We start from the raw sequence: 25,406 nt of genomic DNA, 5'->3' as shown, positions 1-25,406 counted from the left end.
ATGCGCGCGGCAAATTTTGCGCGCAACGAAGCATCTTCAATGATTACATTGCCCGAGTGGGACCCTGCGATGTTGAAGGTTTTGGTTGTCGCCGTCATCATAACGGTGCGCGCGACAGTATCTGTTTCATGGGCAATCTGTTGATAGGGGATGTGCTTGGCGTCTGGTGACAGAATGAGGTCGTGATGAATTTCGTCGCTGACCACGATCAAGTCGTGACGTTTGGCAAAATGTGCGATGTCTGTCAGCTCTTGATGTGTCCAGACCCGTCCGCTGGGATTATGCGGTGAGCACAGCATCATCATCGTTTCGCGCCCCGTCATTGCCGCCTCAAAGGCGTCAAAATCAAGGGTGTATTTCCCATCTGTTTGCGTCAAATCAAGTTCGGTCACTGCACGCCCTGCGGCTTTAATGACGCGGGCAAAGGCATGGTATACGGGGGTGAACAGAACCACCGCATCGCCTTCGTTTGTAAAGGCGTCCACACACATGGCGGTACCGTTGACCAACCCGTGGGTTGTGAAAATCCACTCGGGCTGTACGTCCCAGCCATGGCGATTTTTCATCCACCACTGAATGGCGGCGGTGTATTTACTGTCATCCCCGAAATAGCCGTACACCTCGTGGTCACGCATATTTTGGATGGCGTCTTGGATGCACTGGGGCGCTGCAAAATCCATGTCCGCCACCCACATCGAAAGGCCTTCATCGGCAGAAACGCCATAGATGCTTTCCATCATGTCCCACTTCACTGAATGGGTGCCGCGGCGGTCGATGATTTCGTCAAAGCTCATGGGGGTTTCTCCGGATTACATGTAACACTGGCAGTGTTAGCCGCGCCCACCGTGATTGCAAGCAGGGCTATTGCCTGCGGGGTGATTGCAAGCAAAGCGGCGATGTCTTATGTGCCGCACATGAGCATTTTACCCATCCTGATCCACCCTGATCCCCGTCTTAAGAAAGTGGCAGAGCCCATTGAGGCCGTCACCTACAAGCTGCGCAAGCTTGCCGATGATATGCTTGAGACGATGTATGACGCCCCGGGCATTGGCCTTGCTGCCAACCAAATTGGTGTGCTGCAGCGGATTATTGTTCTGGATTGCGTCAAAGAAGAGGGCGAGGAACCGCGCCCGCTGGTAATGATGAACCCCGAAGTGATTGCCGAAAGCGATGATGTTGGTGTCTACGATGAGGGCTGCTTGTCGATCCCTGAGCAATACGCCGAAGTTGAGCGCCCTGCGGTTGTGACTGTGCGTTGGCTTGGTCTCGACGGGCAGTCCCATGAAGAAGAATTTGATGGTCTGTGGGCGACTTGTGTTCAGCACGAGATTGATCACTTAGACGGCAAACTTTTTATCGATTATCTGCGCCCCCTCAAACGGCAAATGATCACCCGTAAGATGCAAAAGCTTAAGCGCGAATTGGCGCGGGGGTAGAGATCAGACATGGCGCAGATCCGTCCGTTTGTTATGTGGCCTGACCGCCGTTTGCTGACCAAAGCCGCTGCTGTTGAGGCCGTAACCGATGAGACGCGCCGCATCTGGGATGACATGATCGAGACGATGGACGCAATGCCTGGTGTTGGTCTTGCGGGGCCACAAATTGGTGTGATGCAGGCCCTCGCCGTTGTTGATGCGAGTGATAAACGCGGCCAAGCGATTTGCATGGCAAACCCGCGTATTGTTGCAGCCAGTGGCGTGCTGCGTGAGCACGAAGAGGCCAGCCCGAATTTGCCGTTTGTAAGTGCGGTGGTGAAGCGCCCGCGTGCTGTGACAGTTTCATATCTTGACCGCGACGGCGTGGCGCAAGAGCGCGATTTGGTCGATGTGTGGGCTACATCTGTTCAGCACCAGATTGATCACCTTGCAGGCAGGCTCTTTATTCACCGCTTGTCACGGCCCAAGCGCGATATGCTGATCAAAAAGTCGCTCAAAGCTCAAAAGGGGTAAGCCATGCGTATTGTATTTATGGGCACGCCAGATTTTTCGGTGCCTATTCTGGATGCGTTGGTGGATGCGGGACACGAGATTGCAGCCGTTTATTGTCAGCCGCCTCGTCCTGCGGGTCGCGGTAAAAAAGACCGCCCCACACCGGTTCATGCGCGGGCCGACGCCTTGGGACTGCCTGTTTATCACCCCGTAAGCTTGCGCACCCCCGAGGCCCAAGCCGAGTTTGCAGCGCATCATGCAGAGGTTGCCGTGGTGGCTGCCTACGGTTTGATCCTGCCGCAGGCCGTGCTGGATGCGCCTGAAAAAGGATGTTTGAACATCCACGCGAGTCTGCTGCCCTGTTGGCGTGGTGCTGCCCCAATTCACCGCGCGATTATGGCGGGTGATGCGCACACCGGTGTGTGCATTATGCAGATGGAAGTGGGGCTTGATACTGGGCCGGTGCTGTCGCGGCATGAAACACCTATTGCCACCGGTGAAACGGCTGGCGCGCTGCACGATCGTTTATCAGGCATGGGGGCGCAGGCCATCGTAAGTGCGCTTGCCCAACTTGATGATTTAATCCCGACACCACAGCCCGAAGATGGTGTGACCTACGCTCATAAAATCGACAAAGCAGAGGCGGAGATTGATTGGTCCAACACCGCGACCGAGATCGACCGCCAAATCCGTGGCCTATCGCCGTTTCCCGGTGCGTGGACCATGGCGGATAGTGTGCGTGTCAAGCTTTTGGAAAGCCGTGTTGCTGATGAAGCTAGCGATACCGCGCAAGCCGGTCAGGTGCTTGGGGGTTTTACAGTTGCCTGCGGTGAGGGTGCCGTACAGATCGGTCGGGCGCAAAGGGCTGGAAAGTCGGCGCAAGATGTGGATGAGTTCTTACGAGGGAAGCCGCTTCCCTCGTTATTAGGGAGCTAGTATGGCGTTTTTTGCCTTTTCGGGTCTTTGTTTATTGCGTGTGTTGTTGGGTATATTGCCGAGAAATCAGGCTTCACGCACAACGGCTATGTGCCTTCTATCATCATTTGTATCGGTGGGACGGTGGCATTTTTCATGCTGCGGGTCATGTTTGGTGTCAGGTTCGGCAGCCCGGGCGTGAATGCGATTGTTTCAAGCATTGGCGCGCTGGTGATCGTCCCGTGGCATTGGCGTAGATAACGCTTGGCCGTAGCTTAGCTGCGCTGCTTGAACGGTTCCATGCCTGCGCGGGCAAGCTCATCTGCGCGCTCGTTTTCAGGGTGCCCTGCGTGGCCTTTGACCCACTCCCAAGTCACTGAATGCCGCGCGGTTGCTTCATCAAGGCGCTGCCACAATTCGACATTTTTCACGGGCTTTTTTGCCGCAGTTTTCCAGCCGCGACGTTTCCAGCCGTGTATCCATTCGGTAATGCCACCTTTCACATAGGCACTGTCCGTGACCACCGTGACCACGGCGGGCCGCTCAAGCGTTTCAAGTGAATGGATGGCTGCCAAAAGTTCCATGCGGTTGTTGGTGGTCTGCGCTTCGCCGCCCTTCAATTCGCGCTCTTTCAGGACTTTGTCACCGTCTTTGGCGATAAGGATCGCCCCCCATCCGCCAGGACCTGGGTTTCCGCTGCACGCGCCGTCCGTATATGCATAGATTTGGGCCATATCAGCGCGTTGCTCTTAGAATAATGAAGGGATCTTCCGTGCCTGCTAGCCCGACTTCCCGACCCTGTCGAGACGCGATTGGCCTAAAGCCGGTGCTGTGCAGGTGGTCGGTCAATTCGGTAGGGGTAAAGAAGGTGTAAAGCCGCCCCAATTTGTCGCGCTTGGTGCCTGTACCTGTTTTGAGGCCAAGGTGCAGTAAGCCACCGTTCTTTAGCGCCGCGTGAATGGCCTTAAGGTGGCGTCGGAAATCCTGGCGGGCGGCGTGCAGCAAACTAAAGTTCGCCCAGACACCGTCAAAGGTCTGTTGGCATTCAAGCGCATCAAACGTTTTCTGTTCGGCCTCAATGCCGTGCAACCGTCGCGCCAATGCTACCATTTCAGCACTGGCATCCCATGCGGTAACACACAGGCCTGCGTGCTGCATCATTGCGGCGGAATGTGCGGGCCCACATCCCAGATCAAGGACGTGCCCACCGTCCGGCAGCGCGTCAATAAACGCCTGAAGATCAGCGTCGGGCGCAGTGTTGGAAAAATGCTCTGCGTAGGCAGCCGCACGTGCATCATAGGTGGCGATCGTTTCAAGGTCGCTCACGCGTAAACTCCGACTGCAAGGCAGCCCACAACCAGTGCGGTCAGCAATCCGCGCAAATTCATCCACCAGCTTGGTGCCAACCCAAGCCGCCAAAAGAACCAGTCAAGCAGTAGCAATCCAAGGAACCCGAAGATTAGCGATGTCCCCGCAGACGTAGGCCCGCCGCCGGTCATGAAAAACGCCCAAAGCGCCGGAATGACCGACAGGGCGTATCCCGCCGTTGCCATGCGCCCTGTGGTTTTGGCCGCAAACCCCCAAAGCACGCCGGACATGAATGACAAGATAACCGAGCCATAGAAAAGCTGCACGTAAGGCCCAACAAAGCGTGGGCCCAAGTTGACGCTGCCCCAAATTTGCAGATCGGCATTCACGGTTGTCAGCGCACCCCACGCAAATGGGATCACACCGGCCAGACCAAGCAACAGGGCAGAACGTGGGATTTGCATCATGCAGGTTCGCGCAACACGCGCGGCACTTTGAATTCAACGTTTTCTTCTGCGGTGACTACTTGCTCAACGGTCACATCAAAGCGTGATTTGAATGCATCAATGACCTCGTTGATCAGTACTTCGGGGGCTGATGCACCTGCGGTGATGCCAATGCTCTTAATCCCTGCAAGCGCGCGCCAATCAATGTTTTCAGCGCGCATCACAAGTTGGGAATAGGTGCAGCCTGCTTTGCGACCAACCTCAACAAGGCGCTGACTGTTTGAGGAATTGGGCGCACCCACTACCAGCATTGCATCGCATTTCGGCGCCATGGCCTTAACGGCCTCTTGGCGGTTGGTCGTGGCATAACAGATGTCTTCTTTATGCGGTCCAACAATGTTGGGAAAACGTGTGTTCAGCGCCTCAACGATGTCTTTGGTATCATCGACCGACAGGGTTGTTTGGGTCACGAAGGCAAGCTGATTGGGGTCGCGCACGTCGATGCGGGCGACGTCGTCGACAGTCTCAACCAGTATCACCTCACCGTCAGGCAGCTGTCCCATGGTGCCTACCGTTTCGGGGTGTCCGGCGTGACCGATCATGACCATTTGCAATCCGTTGTCTGCATGGCGCTGTGCTTCGATGTGCACTTTGCTCACCAGTGGGCAGGTTGCATCCACATAAACCATTTCACGGGCGGAGGCGGCGGCAGGCACTGACTTTGGCACCCCATGTGCCGAGAAAATAACCGGCCTGTCATCTGGGCATTCATCCAGTTCTTCAACGAAAACTGCGCCTTGCTCGCGCAGGGTGTCGACAACAAATTTGTTGTGAACGATCTCGTGGCGAACATAGACAGGCGCGCCCCATTTCTCGATCGCCATTTCAACGATCTTAATGGCGCGGTCCACGCCGGCGCAAAAGCCGCGTGGGGCTGCAAGGTATAAGGTAAGCGGCGCTTTGGTCATGAAGGTCTCCAACGATTGCCCAGAAACTATGCGTTTTGCGGTGGCGGCGTCTAGGGGCGGATTGAAAATGCTGCTGTGGTGTGCGTTAGAAGAGACAAGAATTTTTAAGGGGCCATCGCTGTGGCGACACAAACCAAAACCGAACCGACTGTCTGTTTGATTGCCATGGGCAGCAACATGCAGACCGAGGCCGAAACCAGCCGCATGATTATTGAACGTGCAGCAGGCGAAGTGGCGCGCGTTTTGGGTCCAGTGCAACAAAGCGGTCTGTACGCAACGCCTTGCTTTCCAGCAGGGGCGGGCCCTGATTATGTCAACGCCGCGCTGGCGCTTTTCACGGATTTGCCAGCAGCCTCTGTGCTGAAGGCGTTGCACAAAATAGAAGCCGATTTTGGTCGCCAGCGTGTGCAGCGGTGGGGCCAGCGGACGCTTGATCTTGATCTGTTGGCGCTTGGTACACAGGTTGCCCCTGATCTAGCGACATTTGATCGCTGGCAAAACCTGCCGCTTGAAACCCAGAAATTAAGCGCGCCGGACCAATTGATCTTGCCGCACCCACGTTTGCACGAGCGGGCGTTTGTCCTTGTCCCGCTTGCAGACGTTGCACCAACATGGTGCCATCCTGTGCTGGGGCAAACGGTGACAGAGCTGCTTGCGCGCAGTCCTGCAGAAGACATCGCAGAGGTGTCGTTGATCTGCTCTGGCGAAGAATGGCGCATTTGAGCTAGTTTTCAGTTGCAAATAAAGGGAATCTGCCCTAGTTGCCTATTCTTCATGGATTTTTCCCAATTTGGAGGGCTGCCTGATGGCGCGCGTTACCGTAGAAGATTGCGTTGATAAGGTTCCGAACCGTTTCGATTTGGTTATGCTGGCTGCACATCGCGCCCGCGAAATCGCGAGCGGGGCGCCCATCACTGTGGACCGTGACAACGACAAAAACCCTGTTGTTTCTCTGCGTGAGATCGCTGATGAGACACAGCAAGCGGATGATCTTCGCGAGCGTCTGATCGAGAGCAACCAGAACCAGATCGAAGTCGACGAAGCAGAAGACGATGATATGGCGCTTCTGATGGGTCAGGAAACTGACAAGCCGGCAGAAAACGATATGGCGGAAGAAGATCTTTTGCGCGCCATGTTGATGGAAGCTCAAGATCAAAAGTAAGGGCTTAGCTGCTAGATGATCCCAGTCGATGACCTGATCGCGCTGGTCCGCAGCTATAATCCACATACGAACGAAGATGTGCTGCGCAGGGCTTACGATTACGGCCTGCGCATGCACGAAGGTCAGTTTCGCCATTCCGGCGAACCATACTTTTCGCACCCCGTATCTGTTGCCGCCATTCTGACTGAGCAGCGCCTTGATGACGCCACGCTCGTCACGGCGCTTTTACATGACACAATCGAAGACACGGACGCCTCCTATGCCGAGGTCAGTAAGCTGTTCTCTGGTGAGGTGGCGGATTTGGTGGACGGCGTCACCAAGCTGACCAATATTCAACTGACCAGTACCGAGACAAAGCAGGCCGAGAATTTCCGCAAATTGTTCATGGCGATGTCCAAGGACTTCCGCGTGATCCTCGTGAAGCTTGCTGACCGTCTCCATAATATGCGCACGATCAAATCCATGCGCCCCGAAAAGCAGGCCCAGAAAGCCCGCGAGACCATGGACATTTATGCGCCTCTTGCGGGCCGTATGGGTATGCAGTGGATGCGCGAAGAGCTTGAAGATCTGGCCTTCAAGGTGTTGAATCCCGAAGGTCGTGCCAGCATTATTCGCCGCTTTATTCGCCTACAAAAAGAAACTGGCGATGTCATCCATCAGATCACGGGTGATATGCGCATCGAGTTGGAGAAAGAGGGCATCGAGGCCGATGTCTTTGGCCGCGCTAAAAAGCCGTTCTCAATATGGCGCAAGATGCAGGAAAAAGACCAAGGGTTTAGCCGTCTTTCCGACATCTATGGTTTTCGAATTGTCTGTGCATCAGAGGCTGAGTGCTATCAAATTTTGGGCATCATCCACCGTCGCTGGCGCTCTATTCCCGGGCGTTTCAAAGATTACATCAGCCAACCTAAATCCAACGGCTACCGCAGCTTGCACACCACTGTTTCTGGGCGTGACGGTAAACGCGTTGAGGTCCAAATCCGCACACACCAAATGCACGATGTGGCCGAAGATGGCGTGGCTGCTCACTGGTCCTACCGCGACGGTGTGCGCTCAAATAACCCCTTCGCCGTTGATCCGGCAAAATGGGTTGCTGGTCTGAAGGAGCGTTTTGAGCAGGCCGAGGATCACGATGAGTTCCTTGAGGCCGTTAAGTTGGAAATGTATTCCGATCAGGTGTTTTGCTTCACTCCAAAGGGTGATGTGTTCAAATTGCCGCGCGGTGCGACCCCGATTGATTTTGCCTATGCGATCCACACGAGGATTGGCAGCGCCTGTGTTGGTGCCAAAATTGACGGCCTGCGTGTGCCGTTGTGGACCCGCCTCAAAAATGGTCAATCCGTTGAGATCATCACGGCCGAGGGCCAAAAACCTGAAGCCACATGGATGGAAATTGCGCAAACGGGCAAGGCGCGCTCTGCCATTCGCCGTGCGTTGCGTGAAGAAGACACAGAGCGCTACATCAAGCTTGGCCAAGAACTTGCGCGCGTCGGGTTTGAACACATAGGCAAGCAAGCAACAGATAAAGCGTTGACCACAGCCGCCAAAACCATGGGGCTTGGCGGACGCGATACATTGCTTGCACAGCTTGGTGCCGCGCAGATCACCGCGCGCGATGTCATTCAGGTCTTATTCCCTGAATTGGCCGCAAAAACGGGCGAAATTGTCGAAGGTAGCCGCGCCGTTGTTGGCTTGCGTGCGGATCAAACGTTCCGGCGTGCGAGCTGCTGTGCACCGCTTCCGGGTGAGCGGATTGTTGGCATTACTACCCTTGGTGAGGGTGTTTCGATCCATGCGATTGACTGCAACACGCTTACCCAGCTGACTGATGACGACAGTGATCGCTGGGTTGATCTGCATTGGCACGAGGGGCCGCACGCGGCGATTTACGGTGCAACGATTGAACTGACCATCGCCAATGATGCGGGTGTTTTGGGCCGTCTATGCACACTTATCGGTGAGCGCGGCGCAAATATTTCAAACATCACATTTGAAGAACGCACCCCTGATTTTTACCGTTTGATCATTGATGTTGAGCTAAGAGACGTCAGCCACATGCACGCGGTTTGCACCGCGCTCGAGGCTGACACCAGCGTTGCGCACATCGCGCGGATGCGCGGTGATAACGTGCCGCGTAAGGGCTTCAAAGGGGCAGAGGCCAGCAACACGGTCCATTAAGGCTAATCCCAAAACGCGAACTGGGGTCTGTTATTAGCAGGTGGGTTGAGTAAAGTCGCACCAAACATATGTGCTGAACATCGGCCAGCAACGAAGGACATATTTTGATTTTCAAACGCCGCGATAAACGGTCTTGGCTGAGCACTGCGCGCGAGTTCTTATGGCCCCGCGGCGGTTGGGCGCGCGCGTTCCATTATGTAAAACACCGTTTGCGCCGTTTGCCAGATGAGCCTGAAACAATTGCCCGCGGTATTTGGGCGGGCGTATTCACGGCCTTCACGCCGTTTTACGGACTGCATTTCTTGATCGCAGCAGCCCTTGCCAAGGCCATGCGCGGCAACATTCTGGCGGCTTTGCTGGGTACGTTCTTTGGCAACCCGCTGACCTATATTCCCATCGGGGCAGCGTCATTAGGGACAGGGCATTTCTTGCTCGGTACCGGTACTGTCATCGATGTTGAACGCTCACTGGGCGGTAAATTTGCCGATGCGTTTCTTGATCTTGCGCACAATTTTACGACTTTGTTTTCGGACCGGGTTGCGGACTGGCATGGGCTTCACGTCTTTTTTGCAGAAGTGTTTTATCCTTATCTTGTGGGCGGTATCTTTCCGGGCGTGGTCTGTGCCTACGCCTGTTATTTCCTTAGCGTGCCGGTCATTCGGGCCTATAAAAACCGCCGCAAAGGTATGCTGAAAAAGAAACTTGCTGAAATTCGCGAGAAAGCAGCACAGAAGGCTGCGGCCAAAAAGGTCGAAGGTCAGCCTCACGATCCGTGACTCTTTCGCTTCGCCCCTTGCACCGTCACGGGTTTCTCCTAATGTCTTCATCACACGATGTGCGAAGGGATCAGCGAGATGACACAGGAACTACGCCTTGGGGTGAATATTGATCACGTTGCGACTGTTCGCAATGCCCGTGGCGGTGCTGTGCCTGATCCTGTGCGTGCGGCGATTGTTGCCCAAGAGGCGGGCGCCGACGGTATTACCGCACACCTGCGCGAAGATCGCCGCCATATCGGTGACGCGGATATCGAAGCGTTGATGGAGGCGCTTACGGTGCCGCTTAACTTTGAGATGGCTGCCACTGATGAAATGCAGCAAATTGCGCTGCGCCATAAACCCCATGCAGTATGTATTGTGCCCGAAAAGCGCGAAGAACGCACAACTGAAGGTGGCCTTGAAGTAGCCCGCGAAGAAAACCGTCTTGCCCATTACATCGCGCCGCTGCGCGAAGCTGGCTCGCGCGTTTCAATTTTTATTGCCGCTGATCCGCGCCAAATTGATGCGGCGCACCGGATTGGCGCAGAAGTGATTGAATTGCACACTGGTGCCTATTGTGACGCTTTTGCCGAAGGTGATTTGCTGACACGTGACGCCGAACTGGCCAAGCTGACTGACATGGCCAGCTACGCGCATAGCCTCGGGCTCGAGGTCCATGCAGGCCACGGTCTGACCTTTGGCTGCGTCGGCCCCATCGCCGCATTGCCCGAGGTCAAAGAACTTAACATCGGTCATTTCCTTATCGGCGAGGCAATCTTCCGCGGCTTGCCGGACGCGATGGCTGAAATGCGCCGCCTGATGGATGCCGCGCGCACACTGTGAAGATCGGTAGCACATATTTCGCCCATGGGGAGTGCGGCGCATGATCCTTGGGATTGGCACAGATCTGGCGAATATTGAGCGTATTCAAGGCACGCTTGATCGGTTCGGTGACAGGTTCAAAAATCGCGTCTTTACGAATGAAGAAAAACGCAAATCTGAAAGCCGCAAAGACGTTGCTGGCACCTACGCCAAGCGGTGGGCCGCCAAAGAAGCATGTTCCAAGGCGCTTGGCACAGGGCTAGCCATGGGGATTGCGTGGAAAGATATGTCCGTAAGTAATCTGCGCACAGGCCAGCCCGTGATGCATGTGACGGGTTGGGCCAAAGATCGCCTCGCCGCCATGACGCCCGACGGGCATGAAGCGATTGTTCATGTAACCTTAACCGATGATCATCCGTGGGCGCAGGCCTTCGTTGTGATTGAGGCACGGCCCGTTTCCGCCCGCTGATAAGCTGCAAACCTTGACAGTCGTGCCCTCGCGGCCCATCTAGCCCCAACTCATTTTTACAGATCGGACCTTTTTTATGGCCAAAAAAGACACAGCCAAAGATGGCATCGGCGAGACCATCAAGACCGTCGTCTATGCTTTGCTGATTGCGGGCGTCTTTCGCACCCTGTTCTTTCAGCCATTCTGGATCCCATCAGGCTCTATGAAAGACACGCTGCTGGTCGGTGATTTTCTGTTTGTGAACAAAATGGCCTATGGGTATTCACAGTATTCCTGCCCGTTTTCTGCCTGTCCTATTCCGGATCGCATCTTTGGTTCTGAGCCCGAGCGCGGTGATATTGTGGTGTTCCGCCACCCTGTGAACAACTCGGATTTCATCAAGCGCGTTGTGGGGATGCCGGGCGACCGCATTCAAATGAAAAACGCTGTTCTGCACATCAACGACACCCCCGTGGGCATTGAAGCCGCTGGTGAGTTCGTTGAGGTGTTCGAACCCCAAGGTCCGCAAAAACGGTTGCCCGCTTGTAAAGGGTCGGTTGGCCTTGGCGCGGATTGCATCAAGGACAAATACATCGAAACACTGCCTGACGGTTCGTCCCATTCCATCTTGGATGTGCGCGTCAGCAGCGCCGATAATACACCCGTCTACACAGTGCCCGAAGGCAACTATTTCTTTATGGGCGACAATCGCGACAACTCATCTGACAGCCGTTTTCCGCAGTCACTTGGGGGCGTTGGTTTTGTACCGGCCAAGTATCTCATCGGTCGCGCCGACCGCGTTATCTTCAGCTCACAAGGTCGCTCTATGTTGTTCTTTTGGACATGGCGCGCGGACCGTTTCTTTAAGAAGTTGTAATGAAGCTAAGCGCAGACCTGAAAGCATTCCAAACCCGTTTGGGATACGCCTTTGACCGGCCCTACCTTCTGGTGCGGGCCGTTACCCATTCGTCCATGTCCACGCCAAACCGCGATGACAACCAGCGGCTCGAGTTTCTGGGGGACCGTGTTCTGGGCCTCGTAATGGCCGAAGCCCTTCTTGATGCAGATCGCGCTGCCGCCGAAGGCAAACTCGCGCCGCGCTTCAATGCGCTTGTGCGCAAAGAAACCTGCGCCGCCGTGGCCCGTGACATTGACGTGGGTGCTGTGCTGAAATTAGGTCGCTCCGAGATGCTTTCTGGCGGACGTCGCAAAGAGGCCCTTTTAGGTGATGCGATGGAAGCGGTGATTGCCGCGATTTACCGTGATGGTGGCTTTGAAGCCGCGCGAAGCACTATTCTGCGCCTTTGGGGTAAGCGGGTCGAAACAGTTGAGGCAGATGCCCGCGATGCCAAGACAACGCTGCAGGAACACGCGCAAAGCCTTAAGCAAAATCCGCCCAGTTACCGTGAAGTCTCGCGCAGTGGCCCTGATCACGCACCGGTCTTCACAATCGAAGTACAGCTGACCAGCGGCGAGGCCGCGACGGCCACCGCAGGCAACAAACGCAACGCCGAACAAGCCGCTGCAAAGGCGCTTTTGGAAAAGGTAAAATCATGACAACAAGCGCCGGATTTGTGGCCCTCATCGGAGAGCCCAACGCAGGGAAATCTACGCTTCTCAACCGCATGGTTGGCGCAAAAGTGTCCATCGTGACCCACAAAGTACAAACGACCCGCGCCCGTATTCGCGGTGTTGCCATGTCCGGTGAAAGTCAGATTGTCTTCGTGGATACCCCTGGTATTTTCCGTCCGCGCCGCCGCCTTGACCGCGCTATGGTCACGGCCGCGTGGGGTGGGGCTGCGGATGCGGACATCGTTGTTCTGATGATCGAAGCGCACCGCGGCATCACGGATGGGGTTCGCCAGATTATCGAAAGCCTGTCAGAGCGTGAGGGGACACAACGCGTTGCCCTTGCCATCAACAAGATCGACCGCGTTCAAGCAGATGTTCTGCTGGGGCTGACCAAAGAGTTGAACGCATTGTTTGCCTTTGAAGAAACTTTCCTCATCAGCGCTGAAAAAGGCCACGGGACCGACACGCTGAAATCTTGGCTTGCGGGTGTCGTGCCAGAGGGGCCCTATTTGTACCCCGAAGATCAGATCGCTGATCTACCCATGCGTATGATTGCAGCCGAAGTGACCCGCGAAAAACTGACCCTTCGCTTGCACCAAGAGCTGCCTTACCAAATGACCGTAGAGACGGAAAAATGGGAAGAACGCGAAGATGGTTCGGTACGCATCGATCAGCTGATCTATGTGATGCGCGACGGCCACAAAGGGATCGTCCTTGGCAACCGCGGAGAGACAATCAAAGCGCTTGGTAAAGCGGCACGTGAAGAGCTGACAGAATTCGTTGGCCGCAAAGTGCACCTCTTTTTGCAGGTCAAAGTCCGTCCAAACTGGCTTGAAGAATCCGAGCGCTATTCCGAAATGGGGCTTGATTTCAAAGACGGCGCCCCATGAGTTTGGCACGTCTCACCGCTGATGTGTGGGTGGGGGCGTACCTGACGCGACTGCGCCTGATGGATATTCCTGCGTTTGTGGTGGCCAAAGGTGATCTGACCGCAGGGGCTATTTTGATCAAGATGAACACCCTTGATGGTAAAGCCACGGCCTACCAACGCAGCTTTGACATTATGACGGGTGATCGCAATTGGGTCATTTTGGCCGAGGGCGATGAGCATGATGTGGATGCTTCATTGAGCAAACAGCGCAGCTTTGATCCCGACCTTTGGGTGATTGAGGTCGAAGACCGGAAAGGCCGCCATTTGCTGGATGAGCCGGGTCTAAGCGAATGATCACGTGGCGTGACGAGGGCGTTTTGCTATCGGTGCGCCGCCACGCAGAAAGCGCTGCGATCATTGAAGTGTTCACGGCCGAACACGGTCTGGCCTCAGGGGTGGTACGCGGCGCGTCCAGCCGGAAAATGACACCGGTGTTACAAGCTGGTGCGCAACTTGACGTCACTTGGAAAGCACGTTTGGCCGAACACCTTGGGGCCTTCACTGTTGAGCCACAGCGCAGTCGCGCGGCCATTGCTATGAACAACCGCTTTGCGTTGGCGGGGCTCACGGCGGTCACGTCTTTGCTGGCGTTTTCACTGGCTGAAGGGGAAGGGGACGCTGATTTTTACGCGCGTTCCACGGCCCTTCTTGATTTGCTTGGGCAAGATGATGTGTGGCCACTGGCTTATCTTCAGTGGGAAATGATGCTGCTTGAAACCGCGGGCTATGGGCTTGACCTAAGCGCTTGCGCTGTGACCGGTGCGCAAGAAGGCTTGGCCTTTGTTAGCCCTAAAACGGGGCGGGCCGTGACAACAAAAGGAGCGGGCGAATACGCCTCCAAATTGCTGCCACTGCCACCAGTTCTGTTGGGCGAGGGCGACGCCAGCACAACCGAGATTTGCAAAGCGCTGAAAGTAACGGGGCATTTTCTGGAAACCCAATTGGCGAAAAACCTAGGAGGCAAGCCTGTCCCTGCCGCACGCGCCCGCCTTATAGATGCAATGCGCCGCTTAGCCCAAACAGAGGCACAGTCTTAGCACGCCTCCAGTACCATCTGTGCTGTGGTTTCACCTTCAGTGACAGCCCTCAAAATCATTGTGCCCCCCAGAACATCCGCAGTATTTACTGCGCTCAATGTTTCAAAGAACGTAGCTTCTTGCGCTAAGTCGGGGCAGGCGCGCTTTGTTGCGCCAAGTTTAATCCACGGGTAAGTCGCCATCTGACGTGCGGTGAATGTGTTGCACGGGGCCGTACCAGTCACGGTTTCCGCTGCGGCAAAGCTGATTGTTGCGGTCGCGTCAAAAGCCGCGCCGTTTATTTCGATCACATGCCAAACGTTGTCACCGGCACCATAAGCCGTAATCGTTTCATCTGCAGCACAGGCCGCAAGTGATGCGCAAAGAACGAAGGGCAGGAAGGTTTTCATGCACTTACCCTACTGCTGACCTACGGGGCGGCAAGTGCCGGTTATTCATATCCTTGTGAGCGCCGCAAACGCAAAAGCCCCCGCACAGTGGCAGGGACTTTGTATGTCAGATGTGTTTGGCTAAACCGCTTATCCCAAAAGGCGACGCGCAATAACCTGTGCCTGAATTTCTGCAGCGCCTTCGAAGATGTTGAGGATACGTGCATCACACAGAATGCGACTAATTTTGTACTCAAGCGCAAAACCGTTGCCGCCGTGGACCTGCACCGCGTTATCGGCCGCAGCCCACGCAACCCGCGCACCCAAAAGTTTCGCCATTCCCGCCTCAAGATCACAGCGGCGGCCTTCGTCTTTCTCATTGGCTGAGAAATACGTCAGCTGGCGGGCAACCATGGTTTCAACGGCCATCATGGCCAATTTGCTGGAAACGCGTGGGAAGTTGATCAACGACTTGCCGAACTGTTTACGGTCCAGCGCGTATTGCATCCCGACGTCCAGCGCAGATGCAGCCACACCAACGGCCCGCGCGGCGGTTTGGATGCGCGCACTTTCGAAGGTCTCCATCAAGTGCTTGAAACCCATACCTTCGGTGCCGCCCAAAAGGTTCTCGCCTTTGACATGGAAGTTATCGAACGCCAGTTCATATTCCTTCATGCCGCGGTAGCCCAGTACTTCGATCTCGCCGCCGGTCATGCCTTCAGTCGGGAAGGGGTTTTCCTCGGTGCCGGGGGTTTTCTCGGCGATAAACATGGACAACCCTTTATAGTTGGTTGTCTCGGGGGCCGTGCGCGCAAGCAGCGTCATGATCTGTGTGCGGGTGGCGTGGGTGATCCACGTTTTGTTGCCGGTCACCGCATAATCGCCGTTATCATCTTTGACCGCACGGGTGCGCAGCGCACCAAGGTCAGAGCCCGTGTTGGGCTCGGTGAAAACGGCTGTGGGCAACGTCTCAGCGCTTGCCAAACGGGGCAGCCACTTTTGCTTTTGTTCTTCTGTACCGCCGCAAAGGATCAATTCGGCTGCAATTTCAGAGCGGGTGCCAAGGCTGCCAACACCGATGTAGCCGCGCGAAAGCTCCTCGGAGACCACACACATAGACGCCTTGGACAGGCCGAACCCGCTGTATTCTTCGGGAATGGTCAGGCCGAACACACCCATCTCGGCCAGCTCTTCGATGATCTCCATAGGGATCAACTCGTCCTTGAGGTGCCATTCGTGGGCAAAGGGCTCAACCTTCTCAACCGCATAGCGGCGAAATTGCTCGCGGATCATTTCCAGCTCTTCATCCAGCCCAGAGGCACCAACGGTGATGTTGGCGGATTGCTCCTGCATCAGCTCCACAAGGCGGGTGCGCGCGGCTTGGGTGTTGCCGCTTTGGGTCAGCTTCATCACCGCAGGCGTCATCAGCGCGCCCATTTGCTCTTGGGTCATGCCGATGTCTTGCAGGCGCAGGATTTCGCCTTGGTTCATCGGGATGCCACCGTAGATTTGCCAAAGGTATTCACCAAAGGCGATCTGATGCAGCAGCTGTTCGGTCTCACCGAATGTGCCTGAAGCCTGCAAACTTTCGGCCCAGTTCTGCATTTGGCGCAGGGCCTCTACATATGTAGCCAACCACGCCAGCCCATGTGCCGCCGTCTGATTTTGCTCAATCAACGCACCGCTGATGCGATCGCCGTCCGTGACTGTGGTGCGAAGGCAGTCTTTCGCGGTCTCCAGTACTTTTTCGCAGGGCGCGATAGCATCTGCCGTCAGTGCCAAAAGATCAGGCAGAACAGTAGCTTGCGTGAGGGTCATATCTTGTCCGTCATGGGCCATGAGAAGCTTCCTTTTCAAAACTGAGTTTCTGCATACGCACTTTGCACCTGCAGCGCAATAATAATTCGCGAAAATTACATCTTGCGCACAAATGTGTCGCACCAGATTTATGTCTTGCAGGGCAGTGTCGGCAGTGAATTTGCCTGCTGTTGTTTGCAGCGCAATCCGATAATGCTGTCCCTATGACAATTCTATACGAACAACCCGCGCTTATTATCTTCGCTTTTGTGATGATCGGCCTACTTGCAGGATTTGTCAAAGGTGCCGTGGGATTTGCGATGCCGATGATCATGGTTTCGGGCCTTGGCACGCTGTTGTCGCCCGAATTGGCAATTGCCACGCTGATTTTGCCCACGGTCGCCGCTAATTTGTTGCAGGCTTTTCGCACCGGTATTCGCGCGGCCTACGAATCGGCTAAGAAGCACCGGCTCTATTTGTTGATTTGCCTGTCGATGATCCTTGTGACTGCACAGCTTGTGACATCGCTCGAACGGTGGGTGCTTTATCTGATTTTGGGCATTCCTGTGACGTTCTTTGCCACGTTGCAACTGATCGGCTGGCGCCCGTCCATCAACCCAGGCAACCGCCGACCGGTTGAGATTGGCGTGGCGCTTTTTGCAGGCTCGCTTGGGGGGCTTTCGGGCACATGGGGGCCGCCTACTGTACTGTATCTGACCGCACTGGATATCGCCAAGCGCGAGAACTTGCGTGTGCAGGGCGTGATTTACGGCGCAGGTTCTGTGGCGCTTTTTTCAGCTCACCTGAAGTCCGGCATTTTCAATGCGCAAACATGGTCGCTTTCGGCACTGATGCTGGTGCCTGCGGGCATTGGGTTGCTGTCGGGTATGGCGGTGCAATCGAAACTGGACCAAGCCAAGTTCCGCAAAATTACCCTGATTGTTTTGGTCGTAGCGGGGCTTAACCTGATCCGTCGCGGCGTTCTGGGTTAGCCCTGATTGCATGCGGCCCCGCCCGCTTGGGGCAGGGCCACAGCGCTATGAGTTAGCCGATTGCGGCCGCTTTTACGTCTTCATCGATGAACGGCACGTACTGCTCAAAGTTGGTGGCAAACATATCCACCAACTTTTGCGCTTGGGCGTCATAGGCCGCTTTGTCGGCCCATGTGCTACGCGGATCCAACAGGCCTGCGTCGACGCCAGCCACAGTAACGGGCACGTCAAAGCCAAAGTTTGGATCTTTACGGAACGTTCCTTCGTTGAGTGAACCATCAAGTGCTGCGGTCAACAGTGCGCGGGTTGCTTTGATTGGCATCCGCGAGCCTGTGCCATACGCGCCACCGGTCCAGCCGGTGTTTACGAGCCAGCACGTCGCGCCGTGGCTTGCAATCTTTTCGCGTAGCAAATTGCCATAGGCTTCTGGGCGGCGGGGCATGAAAGGTGCGCCAAAACACGTTGAGAACGTGGGCTCGGGCTCGGTCACGCCGCGCTCTGTGCCGGCTACTTTTGACGTGAAGCCGGACAAGAAGTGGTACATCGCTTGGGCTGGTGTCAGGCGCGCAATCGGAGGCAACACACCAAAGGCGTCACAGGTTAACATGATGATATGCTTGGGGTGTCCACCAAGGGCCGTTTCAGACGCGTTCGAGATATACTCAAGCGGGTACGCGCAGCGCATGTTGGCGGTCAGGCTGTCGTCGCCGAAATCCAGTTCTTTGGTTTCGGGATCAAACACCATGTTTTCGATGACTGTGCCAAACTTGGAGGTGGTCGCGTAAATCTCGGGCTCTGCCTCGGCGGACAAATTGATGGTCTTGGCATAGCAGCCGCCTTCAAAGTTGAACGTCCCTCGGTCAGACCAGCCATGCTCATCGTCGCCGATCAACACACGGTTTGGATCGGCAGACAACGTGGTTTTGCCTGTGCCCGACAAACCAAAAAACACGGCCGTGTCGATAGGGTTGCCCTTGGCGTGGTTGGCCGAACAGTGCATTGGCATAATGCCCTTTTCGGGCAGCAAGTAGTTTAGCAATGTGAACACAGATTTTTTATTCTCGCCCGCGTATTCCGTGCCGCCAATCAAGATGATTTTGCGGCCAAAGTTCATCGCAATCACGGTCTCGCTGCGGCAATCGTGTTTGGCAGGGTCCGCTTTGAATGAGGGGCAGTTGATGACGGTGAAGTCGGGTACAAAGCTGTCCAGCTCGGCGCGCTCGGGGCGGCGCAGCATGTGGCGGATGAACAACCCGTGCCAAGCAAGCTCGGTCACCATGCGCACGTCAAGGCGTTGCGCAGGGTCCGATCCGCCAAACAAATCTTGTACGTGGTAATCGCGGCCCTTCATGTGGGCCAGCATATCTTCATAAAGCGCGTCAAAACCCGCTTCGGACATTTCGGCGTTATTTTCCCACCAGATACTATCGGCAACAGAGGCTGTGCGCACAACGTGCTTATCCTTGGGCGAGCGGCCCGTGAACTTACCGGTGCTTACTAAAAAGGCGCCACCTTTGCCCAAAGTACCCTCGTTATTCTTGAGAGCTGTTTCGATTAACGCTGGTTCCAACAAATTGTAATAGACTTGCCCAAGCCCCTTGATGCCTTGTGCGTCGAGGGTGTGGTTTGGGTTGACCCGTCCAAGTGTCATTTGAAGTCTCCAAGAGTTGGCGCTGGTATTTGCGCGGAATACAAGGCGCTTAACATGACGTTTCCAGAGTTGAACAGGACGCATTTGCCCTGTTAGCGCCACCAATTCGGGTTTAGCGCAAACACTGTTTCTCATCTGCGACGTTTATCATCATTTAAGGAAGTGATGCGCTTACTCAGCGCGCACCTATCAGCCCCGTTTGCGAGATATCAGTTGATTCGCAGGGTGAAAACGGTGATATTGTCTATAAAAGTAGGCAATAACGATTAAAATTGAGGATGAGTAGTATGTCCAAGATCGCTGTGGTCGAAGGCGATCGGAATATTCTGACGTCTGTCTCCATGACGCTCGAAGCTGAAGGCTTTGACGTTCAAACATATAACGACGGGCAAGCCGCCCTAGATGCGTTCAACAAGCAGATGCCTGATATGGCTGTGCTCGACATTAAGATGCCGCGCATGGACGGGATGGATTTGTTGCAGCGCTTGCGCCAGAAAAGCGCGATGCCAGTCATTTTCTTGACGTCCAAAGAAGACGAGATTGATGAGGTTCTAGGCCTGCGGATGGGGGCGGATGATTACGTCAAAAAGCCCTTCAGCCAGCGCCTTTTGGTAGAGCGTATTCGCGCCCTATTGCGCCGGCAGGATGCGCTTGACGGGATTGAGATTGCCGAAACCGAAGAAACCAAAATCATGGTTCGCGGTGAACTTAGCATGGACCCACTGCGCCACGCGGTCTCGTGGAGGGGCAATGATGTCTCGCTCACTGTGACCGAGTTTTTGTTGCTGCAAGCCTTGGCGCAACGCCCCGGGTTTGTGAAATCGCGCGATCAGTTGATGGACGTAGCCTACGACGAGCAAGTCTACGTGGACGACCGCACCATCGACAGTCACATTAAACGATTGCGCAAAAAGATGCGCACTGCCGACAGTGATTTCGCTGCGATCGAGACGCTTTACGGCATCGGTTACCGCTACAACGAAGAATAGAGCGCCCGCGTTGAGCAACGTTGATATTCCTTCCTTGAAGTCAGTGCGCGAGGCCAGCATCGCCTTGGGTGAACCCCAAAGGGGGGATCGACACGGAGCTGCGCGCGCGCCGTGACAGGCGGGGTTTGTCTGCGCTGACAAGCTCGCCTTTGGTGCGCAAGACCATCACCTTCAACTTGTTGGGTCTGATGATTTTGGTGGCGGGGCTGCTTTACCTCAATACCTCGCGTGACAGTTCGGCGTTTCAACGCGCCGCCTCTTTGTTGACAGAAGTTGAATTGATCGCAGACGTGTTTGAGGCGCAGGTGCCCGCAGGTACGCCTGTAAACTTGGCAACTGCTGATGGGGTAGACGCGCCCAAAACACTGGCTGAGCTTCATCTGCGCGGTCAGTCGGATGTTTTGTTTTTGATCCATCAGCGGTTCTTGTGGCGCAGTCGTTGGGCGCGGAATGCGGCAACAGCGCGGTTCTTGGCAATCCAGCAGACGGCGGGACGTTTATCACGGATATGCTGGCTGGCGCATGGCGCGGCATTGCGCGGGTGATCGGTGGCGCGCCTACTGACGCGGATACGGTGACCTCCCAAGACCTTGTGCGGCAGTTGCTGGGCCAGACGCTGGCGGGGCAAACCGTTGTTGTGCCCGCCATTGATGCAAGCGGGCAAACCATTTTTACGGTTGCCACGCCGATCCTGCAAAACGGCGCGGTCATCGGTGCAATCGGCATGGCAAGTGCGGCGGGTGAGATTGACCAGCTTGTGAAAAGCGAGCGTGAAAATCTGTTGCAGATGTTTTTGATCGCTATTTTTGTTAGTGTCGGCCTTAGTTTTGTGTTGGCTTCGGCCATCGCGAACCCGCTGTCTGATCTGGCGGCGGCTGCTGAAATTGGGCGCGACAAAAGTTCGTCTAAACGTGCCCCGTCGCGGGTGCGTATTCCTGATTTAACCGCCCGCCCGGATGAGATTGGCCGCTTGTCTGGTGCGCTGCGCGGCATGGTCGGCGCGCTTTATGATCGGATTGAGGCGAATGAACAATTCGCCGCTGATGTTGCCCATGAAATCAAGAACCCGCTGGCCTCTTTGCGGTCTGCGGTAGGCACAATGCGCGTGACCAAGCGCGATGATCAGCGCGAGCGCCTGCTTGAAGTGATCGAACATGACGTGCAGCGCCTTGATCGTTTGGTCAGTGACATTTCCAACGCATCGCGCTTGGACAGTGAGTTGGTCAAAGAAGCAGAAGAGCCGTTCGACCTTTTGAACATGCTTTCGAACCTGTCAGATTATTTGGGCCAAAGTGCGTCTGAAAAAGGGGTGGAGCTGGTCTCGGACCTGCCACCGGGGCCTATCATGATCGACGGTCTTGAGGGGCGCTTGGCGCAGGTGTTCGTCAATCTCATCACCAACGCTGTGTCCTTTTGCGACGAGGGCGATGCCATCCGCGTTTGGGTTCGCCGCCGTGATAACCGCGTGTTGATCGTTGTCGAAGACACAGGCCCTGGAATTCCCGATCAGGCGCTGAGCAAAGTGTTCAAACGCTTTTATTCTGAGCGCCTCGAACAGCAGTTTGGCAATAACTCGGGTCTGGGCTTGGCGATTTCCAAGCAAATCGTTAAGGCCCACGGCGGCGTTATCTGGGCCGAAAACATCCGCCCGACTGATGCGGATGTCACCTCTGACCCTCTTGGTGCGCGCTTTGTGGTGGGCTTGCCTGTTTAGCCGCGCGTTTTTCTTCAATTTGAACAGATGGTGTGCTAGGGGCTGGAGATGGACCTTATCCACGCCACCACTGTTGCTGTTGATGGACGCGCGCTCATGATTATGGGTGCCGCGGGGCGTGGTAAGTCTGCCCTTGGGCTGCAAATGATAGCGCTTGGAGCTCAATTGGTGGCTGATGATCAAACGGCTCTGCACAACGTTGATGGCGCCCTGATGGCTGCTGCCGCCCCCAATATTTCTGGCCTGATCGAGGCGCGCAGCATCGGTGTGTTGCGCGCAAATCCTGTCGCGCAAGCGCAGGTCATGGCTGTGATTGATCTGGATCAGGTGCCACCGCCAGATGCTGAAGCACCCACGCGGTTGCCCGCACCACGCTATACCGAATTTCTGGGGCTAAAGTGCCGCGCCCTTCCGGCGGTGGCCGCGGATTATGCACCGGCGGCCTATTTGCAATTTCTCAAATGCGGGATTGCCAATGATGTCTGAGCCAAGTGCAACGCCCGCCCAAATGCCAAGAGCCGAAAACGCTGATGATACCGCGCCGGTCGTCTTGGTGATGGGGCCGTCTGGGGCGGGGCGCGCCACTGCAATCGCGGCATTGGAAGATTTGGGTTTTGAGGCAATCGACAACATGCCGCTGTCGTTGATCCCGCGCCTTTTGGATGGACCGCCTGTGTCGCGGCGCATGGCTTTGGGTCTTGATGTGCGCAACCGTGATTTTTCCGTTGATGCGGTCTTTGCGCTGATGAAGCGTGTTCAATGTGAGGTGATCTATCTGGATGCCCGCGAAGATGTGCTGGTCCAACGGTATTCCGAGACCCGCCGCCGCCACCCGCTTGCGCCGCAAGACGCGCCGTTGCTTGGCATCCGCGCCGAGGTTGCGTTGCTTGCCCCTATCCGTAAGCGCGCTGGTTATATCTTTGATACCTCGACGTTAACCGCCCAAGAATTGATCACAACACTTGGCGGCTCTTTCGCCACGGGTGGTGCTGCGAATTTGGCGATCACAGTGCAATCCTTTGCCTATAAGCGCGGGCTGCCCCAAGGGGTTGATCTGGTGTTTGACTGCCGCTTTTTGCGCAACCCCCATTGGAAGCCCGCTTTGCGTGAAAACACTGGCCTTGATGTGCCAGTGCAAGATTACGTCATGGCCGATCCGCTTTTTGATCCTTTCTTTGATCACCTGACTGGCATGTTGCGCACGCTGTTTCCTGCGTTCAAGGCGTCGGGCAAGACACACCTTACCGTGGCGCTTGGCTGCACAGGCGGACAGCACCGATCCGTCACAGTTGCACAAATGCTGGCTAAAGCCCTTGCGCAACAAGGCTGGGAAATGTCAGTTAGGCATCGCGAATTAGACCGACACCGCAGCGCCTCGCTGCCCCTCAAAGGAACATCCACTTGATTGGCATTGTGATCGTTGCACATGGTGGATTGGCCCGCGAATATTTGCGCGCGGTTGAACATGTGGTCGGTCAGCAAGCGGGAATTGTCACTGTCGAGATCAGTTACGAGCACGACCGCATCGCCAAAGAGGCCGAAATTTGCAGCGCCGCCAACACAGTGGATACAGGCGACGGCGTTGTCGTTGTCACTGATATGTTCGGGGGCTCGCCCTCCAACCTTAGTCTGGCCGCGTGCAACCCCGCAAACCGCATGATCCTTTATGGCGCCAATTTGCCCCTTTTGATCAAGCTCGCGAAAACCCGCAGCTTACCGCTGAAGGCCGCCGTTTTGGGCGCCCGTGATGCCGGCCGCAAATATATGGACGCCCGAACCGTGGGCCAAACCGGATACGAGTTATGACCCAAACTATTTCCAAAACCTTCGAGATCATCAATCAAAAGGGCCTTCATGCCCGCGCCTCTGCGAAATTTGTTGAGGTGGTCGAGCAACACGCCGCAAACGTTGAGGTCAGTAAAGATGGGCTTAGTGCCACAGGTGACAGCATAATGGGGCTTTTGATGTTGGCAGCATCGAAAGGAAGTTTTATCAATGTTGAAATTTCGGGCGCCGATGCAGATGCGGCGGCGCAAGCCTTGGAAACACTGATCGTTGATAAGTTCGGCGAAGAATTCTAGTGTTTGTAGGGGCTGCTAAAAAGGATCGTTTCAATGGTTGATCGCCTTGAACAAAGACCCCCAGCCCAAGGCGCGCCTGCAGACGTGGTGCCCTATGACAAGCGCCGCTTGTCTTATGCGAATACATTTACCAATCCGTTCAAAGCCAACGTAATCCGCGTGATGGAGTGGATGACGGGCAAAATTCCACTGCTCTATCTTATCCGCCGGTTCGAGCGTGAGGGCGCAGCCTACGGTCAGGCGTTTTGGAAACAAGCCCTGCGCCATATGGGTATCACCCTTGAAACGCCCGCCGAGCAAATTGCCAACATTCCCGCCACTGGGCCGGTTGTTGTGGTGGCCAACCACCCGCACGGTTTGGTTGATGGTATGATCTTGGCGGAATTGATCGGCCGCGTGCGCACAGATTACAAAATCCTGACGCGATCGCTGTTGACTGGCGTGGATGAGATCGAAGAATTCATGATCCCGGTGCCCTTTCCGCATGAGGACGACAGCCTGCAAAAAAGCCTTGATATGCGCAAACAAGCGATGGCGCATTTGTCTGCTGGCGGCGTGGTTGTGCTGTTTCCATCCGGTGTTGTGTCATGCTCAGAGACGTTCTTTGGCCCCGCCGTTGAGGCAGAGTGGAACCCTTTTACGGCCAAGATGATTCAGCGCTCAAAAGCCGCCGTGGTGCCGATTTACTTTCCCGGGCAAAACAGCCGGATGTATCAAATTGCTAATAAAATCTCGCCCACGTTGCGGCAGGGCCTGTTGATCCACGAGGTGGTTCACGCGCTTAATAAACCGCAAAGCCCGGTGGTCGGCGCACCATTTGATCCGGCGGAGATTCAGAAATGGTCTGCCAACCCACGCGGCTTTATGGCGTGGCTTCGTGAGAAAACACTGGCCCTTAAGGCAGACTAATCAACGGGTCGGAACGGGCGTTTCGCCGCGGTAATCATAAAACCCGCGTTTCGTTTTGCGTCCCAACCATCCAGCTTCCACATATTTTGTCAGCAGCGGGCAGGGCCGGTATTTCGTATCTGCCAGCCCGTCGTGCAAAACGTTCATGATGGACAAGCAGGTATCAAGGCCAATGAAATCGGCCAACTCAAGCGGGCCCATCGGGTGATTTGCGCCCAGCTTTAGGGACGTGTCGATAGACGTCACCGAACCGACGCCCTCGTACAGTGTATAGATCGCTTCGTTGATCATCGGCATCAAGATGCGGTTGACGATGAATGCGGGAAAATCTTCTGCGGTGGCAGATGTTTTGCCAAGACGCTCAACAACGGCGTGGCAGGTTTTGAATGTATCTTCGTCAGTGGCGATACCGCGGATCAGTTCAACCAGCTG

31 protein-coding genes and 1 pseudogene are annotated in these 25,406 nt (G+C 55.5%); 23 read left to right on the top strand and 9 right to left on the bottom strand.

Annotation, left to right across the window (positions count from 1 at the left end):
* Positions 1-794, bottom strand: a 794-nt coding sequence (locus ACTF5M_RS09070) for a MalY/PatB family protein (RefSeq protein WP_438960696.1), incomplete at its 3' end; no start/stop codon positions are given.
* A 120-nt stretch (positions 795-914) separates the two neighbouring features.
* Between ACTF5M_RS09070 and def (ACTF5M_RS09065) the strand changes: the two genes are divergently transcribed.
* From def (ACTF5M_RS09065) to ACTF5M_RS09050, 4 genes are read left to right on the top strand one after another with little or no spacing between them, the layout of a single operon-like run.
* On the top strand, positions 915-1,436 hold the full coding sequence (gene def / locus ACTF5M_RS09065) for a peptide deformylase (protein ID WP_438960695.1): 522 nt from the start codon (positions 915-917) through the stop codon (positions 1,434-1,436).
* A 9-nt stretch (positions 1,437-1,445) separates the two neighbouring features.
* A complete protein-coding gene (gene def, locus ACTF5M_RS09060; protein ID WP_438960694.1) occupies positions 1,446-1,949 on the top strand; it encodes a peptide deformylase in 504 nt (167 codons plus the stop codon).
* A 3-nt stretch (positions 1,950-1,952) separates the two neighbouring features.
* Positions 1,953-2,864, top strand: coding sequence for a methionyl-tRNA formyltransferase (fmt, locus tag ACTF5M_RS09055; protein ID WP_438960693.1), 912 nt, complete (start codon positions 1,953-1,955; stop codon positions 2,862-2,864).
* 27 nt (positions 2,865-2,891) lie between these two features.
* On the top strand, positions 2,892-3,104 hold the full coding sequence (locus ACTF5M_RS09050; RefSeq protein ID WP_438960692.1) for a hypothetical protein: 213 nt from the start codon (positions 2,892-2,894) through the stop codon (positions 3,102-3,104).
* Between the two features lie 14 nt (positions 3,105-3,118).
* On the opposite strand, the gene rnhA is transcribed toward ACTF5M_RS09050, so the two are convergent.
* The 4 genes from rnhA to ispH are packed head-to-tail and all read right to left on the bottom strand — an operon-like array spanning position 3,119 to position 5,565.
* Entirely contained in the window at positions 3,119-3,577 is a 459-nt protein-coding gene (gene rnhA / locus ACTF5M_RS09045; RefSeq protein WP_438960691.1) for a ribonuclease HI, read from the bottom strand.
* Between the two features lies 1 nt (position 3,578).
* Entirely contained in the window at positions 3,579-4,169 is a 591-nt protein-coding gene (locus tag ACTF5M_RS09040; RefSeq protein WP_438960690.1) for a class I SAM-dependent methyltransferase, read from the bottom strand.
* Positions 4,166-4,618, bottom strand: coding sequence for a DUF3429 domain-containing protein (locus ACTF5M_RS09035; RefSeq protein WP_438960689.1), 453 nt, complete (start codon positions 4,616-4,618; stop codon positions 4,166-4,168). Before ACTF5M_RS09035 ends, ACTF5M_RS09040 begins: the two co-directional genes overlap by 4 nt.
* Entirely contained in the window at positions 4,615-5,565 is a 951-nt protein-coding gene (gene ispH, locus ACTF5M_RS09030) for a 4-hydroxy-3-methylbut-2-enyl diphosphate reductase (RefSeq protein ID WP_438960688.1), read from the bottom strand. Before ispH ends, ACTF5M_RS09035 begins: the two co-directional genes overlap by 4 nt.
* 120 nt (positions 5,566-5,685) lie before the next feature.
* Here ispH and folK point away from each other — a divergent pair, with 120 nt between their 5' ends.
* The 11 genes from folK to recO all read left to right on the top strand — a co-directional run bounded on the left by folK (position 5,686) and on the right by recO (position 14,473).
* A complete protein-coding gene (gene folK, locus ACTF5M_RS09025) occupies positions 5,686-6,288 on the top strand; it encodes a 2-amino-4-hydroxy-6-hydroxymethyldihydropteridine diphosphokinase (RefSeq protein WP_438960687.1) in 603 nt (200 codons plus the stop codon).
* A gap of 82 nt (positions 6,289-6,370) precedes the next feature.
* Positions 6,371-6,727 (top strand): DNA-directed RNA polymerase subunit omega, encoded by a 357-nt coding sequence (gene rpoZ, locus ACTF5M_RS09020; RefSeq protein WP_438960686.1) that lies wholly within the window; start codon positions 6,371-6,373, stop codon positions 6,725-6,727.
* A gap of 15 nt (positions 6,728-6,742) precedes the next feature.
* On the top strand, positions 6,743-8,905 hold the full coding sequence (locus tag ACTF5M_RS09015) for a RelA/SpoT family protein (protein WP_438960685.1): 2,163 nt from the start codon (positions 6,743-6,745) through the stop codon (positions 8,903-8,905).
* Between the two features lie 104 nt (positions 8,906-9,009).
* On the top strand, positions 9,010-9,681 hold the full coding sequence (locus tag ACTF5M_RS09010) for a DUF2062 domain-containing protein (RefSeq protein WP_438960684.1): 672 nt from the start codon (positions 9,010-9,012) through the stop codon (positions 9,679-9,681).
* Between the two features lie 78 nt (positions 9,682-9,759).
* Entirely contained in the window at positions 9,760-10,506 is a 747-nt protein-coding gene (locus tag ACTF5M_RS09005; RefSeq protein ID WP_438960683.1) for a pyridoxine 5'-phosphate synthase, read from the top strand.
* Positions 10,507-10,546: 40 nt separating this feature from the next.
* Positions 10,547-10,954, top strand: coding sequence for a holo-ACP synthase (gene acpS / locus ACTF5M_RS09000; RefSeq protein ID WP_438960682.1), 408 nt, complete (start codon positions 10,547-10,549; stop codon positions 10,952-10,954).
* A gap of 76 nt (positions 10,955-11,030) precedes the next feature.
* Entirely contained in the window at positions 11,031-11,810 is a 780-nt protein-coding gene (lepB, locus tag ACTF5M_RS08995) for a signal peptidase I (protein ID WP_438960681.1), read from the top strand.
* Positions 11,810-12,490, top strand: coding sequence for a ribonuclease III (gene rnc, locus ACTF5M_RS08990; protein WP_438960680.1), 681 nt, complete (start codon positions 11,810-11,812; stop codon positions 12,488-12,490). Before lepB ends, rnc begins: the two co-directional genes overlap by 1 nt.
* Complete coding sequence (gene era, locus ACTF5M_RS08985) at positions 12,487-13,395, top strand: GTPase Era (RefSeq protein ID WP_438960679.1); 909 nt, start codon at positions 12,487-12,489, stop codon at positions 13,393-13,395. Before rnc ends, era begins: the two co-directional genes overlap by 4 nt.
* Positions 13,392-13,730, top strand: a complete 339-nt coding sequence (locus ACTF5M_RS08980) for a DUF1491 family protein (RefSeq protein ID WP_438960678.1) — start codon at positions 13,392-13,394, stop codon at positions 13,728-13,730. Before era ends, ACTF5M_RS08980 begins: the two co-directional genes overlap by 4 nt.
* A complete protein-coding gene (recO, locus tag ACTF5M_RS08975; RefSeq protein WP_438960697.1) occupies positions 13,730-14,473 on the top strand; it encodes a DNA repair protein RecO in 744 nt (247 codons plus the stop codon). The genes ACTF5M_RS08980 and recO overlap by 1 nt, the downstream gene beginning before the upstream one ends.
* Here the strand turns inward: recO and ACTF5M_RS08970 are convergent.
* Together ACTF5M_RS08970 and ACTF5M_RS08965 are read right to left on the bottom strand one after the other, a co-directional pair.
* Positions 14,470-14,862 (bottom strand): META domain-containing protein, encoded by a 393-nt coding sequence (locus ACTF5M_RS08970; protein WP_438960677.1) that lies wholly within the window; start codon positions 14,860-14,862, stop codon positions 14,470-14,472. The two genes, recO and ACTF5M_RS08970, sit on opposite strands and share 4 nt — an antisense overlap.
* Positions 14,863-14,991: 129 nt before the next feature.
* Entirely contained in the window at positions 14,992-16,680 is a 1,689-nt protein-coding gene (locus tag ACTF5M_RS08965; protein ID WP_438960676.1) for an acyl-CoA dehydrogenase family protein, read from the bottom strand.
* Between the two features lie 182 nt (positions 16,681-16,862).
* Between ACTF5M_RS08965 and ACTF5M_RS08960 the strand changes: the two genes are divergently transcribed.
* Complete coding sequence (locus ACTF5M_RS08960) at positions 16,863-17,630, top strand: sulfite exporter TauE/SafE family protein (RefSeq protein ID WP_438960675.1); 768 nt, start codon at positions 16,863-16,865, stop codon at positions 17,628-17,630.
* Between the two features lie 52 nt (positions 17,631-17,682).
* Here ACTF5M_RS08960 and ACTF5M_RS08955 read toward each other — a convergent pair whose 3' ends face one another.
* On the bottom strand, positions 17,683-19,281 hold the full coding sequence (locus ACTF5M_RS08955) for a phosphoenolpyruvate carboxykinase (protein WP_438960674.1): 1,599 nt from the start codon (positions 19,279-19,281) through the stop codon (positions 17,683-17,685).
* A 287-nt stretch (positions 19,282-19,568) separates the two neighbouring features.
* On the opposite strand from ACTF5M_RS08955, the gene ACTF5M_RS08950 reads away from it, so the two are divergent.
* The 7 genes and pseudogenes from ACTF5M_RS08950 (at position 19,569) to ACTF5M_RS08920 (ending at position 24,974) form a co-directional block, all read left to right on the top strand.
* Entirely contained in the window at positions 19,569-20,270 is a 702-nt protein-coding gene (locus ACTF5M_RS08950; RefSeq protein WP_438960673.1) for a response regulator transcription factor, read from the top strand.
* A 68-nt stretch (positions 20,271-20,338) separates the two neighbouring features.
* Positions 20,339-21,984 (top strand): annotated as a pseudogene (locus tag ACTF5M_RS08945) (ATP-binding protein).
* A 48-nt stretch (positions 21,985-22,032) separates the two neighbouring features.
* The gene (locus ACTF5M_RS08940; protein ID WP_438960672.1) at positions 22,033-22,470 is read left to right on the top strand and encodes an HPr kinase/phosphorylase; all 438 of its coding nucleotides are present in this window, start codon (positions 22,033-22,035) and stop codon (positions 22,468-22,470) included.
* Complete coding sequence (gene rapZ / locus ACTF5M_RS08935) at positions 22,463-23,389, top strand: RNase adapter RapZ (protein WP_438960671.1); 927 nt, start codon at positions 22,463-22,465, stop codon at positions 23,387-23,389. Before ACTF5M_RS08940 ends, rapZ begins: the two co-directional genes overlap by 8 nt.
* The gene (locus tag ACTF5M_RS08930) at positions 23,386-23,790 is read left to right on the top strand and encodes a PTS sugar transporter subunit IIA (RefSeq protein WP_438960670.1); all 405 of its coding nucleotides are present in this window, start codon (positions 23,386-23,388) and stop codon (positions 23,788-23,790) included. Before rapZ ends, ACTF5M_RS08930 begins: the two co-directional genes overlap by 4 nt.
* Positions 23,787-24,065, top strand: a complete 279-nt coding sequence (locus tag ACTF5M_RS08925; RefSeq protein ID WP_438960669.1) for an HPr family phosphocarrier protein — start codon at positions 23,787-23,789, stop codon at positions 24,063-24,065. Before ACTF5M_RS08930 ends, ACTF5M_RS08925 begins: the two co-directional genes overlap by 4 nt.
* 33 nt (positions 24,066-24,098) lie before the next feature.
* Positions 24,099-24,974 carry a lysophospholipid acyltransferase family protein gene (locus ACTF5M_RS08920; protein ID WP_438960668.1) on the top strand — a complete coding sequence of 292 codons (876 nt, stop codon included), beginning with the start codon at positions 24,099-24,101 and terminating at the stop codon, positions 24,972-24,974.
* Here ACTF5M_RS08920 and ACTF5M_RS08915 read toward each other — a convergent pair.
* On the bottom strand, positions 24,975-25,406 hold a 432-nt coding region (locus tag ACTF5M_RS08915; RefSeq protein ID WP_438960667.1), incomplete at its 5' end, for a 3-hydroxyacyl-CoA dehydrogenase family protein. It abuts the gene before it with no gap.

It is taken from the genome of Nereida sp. (genome assembly GCF_965655635.1).
Lineage (GTDB): Bacteria > Pseudomonadota > Alphaproteobacteria > Rhodobacterales > Rhodobacteraceae > Nereida.
This window is presented reverse-complemented; position numbering and strand designations above follow the sequence as displayed.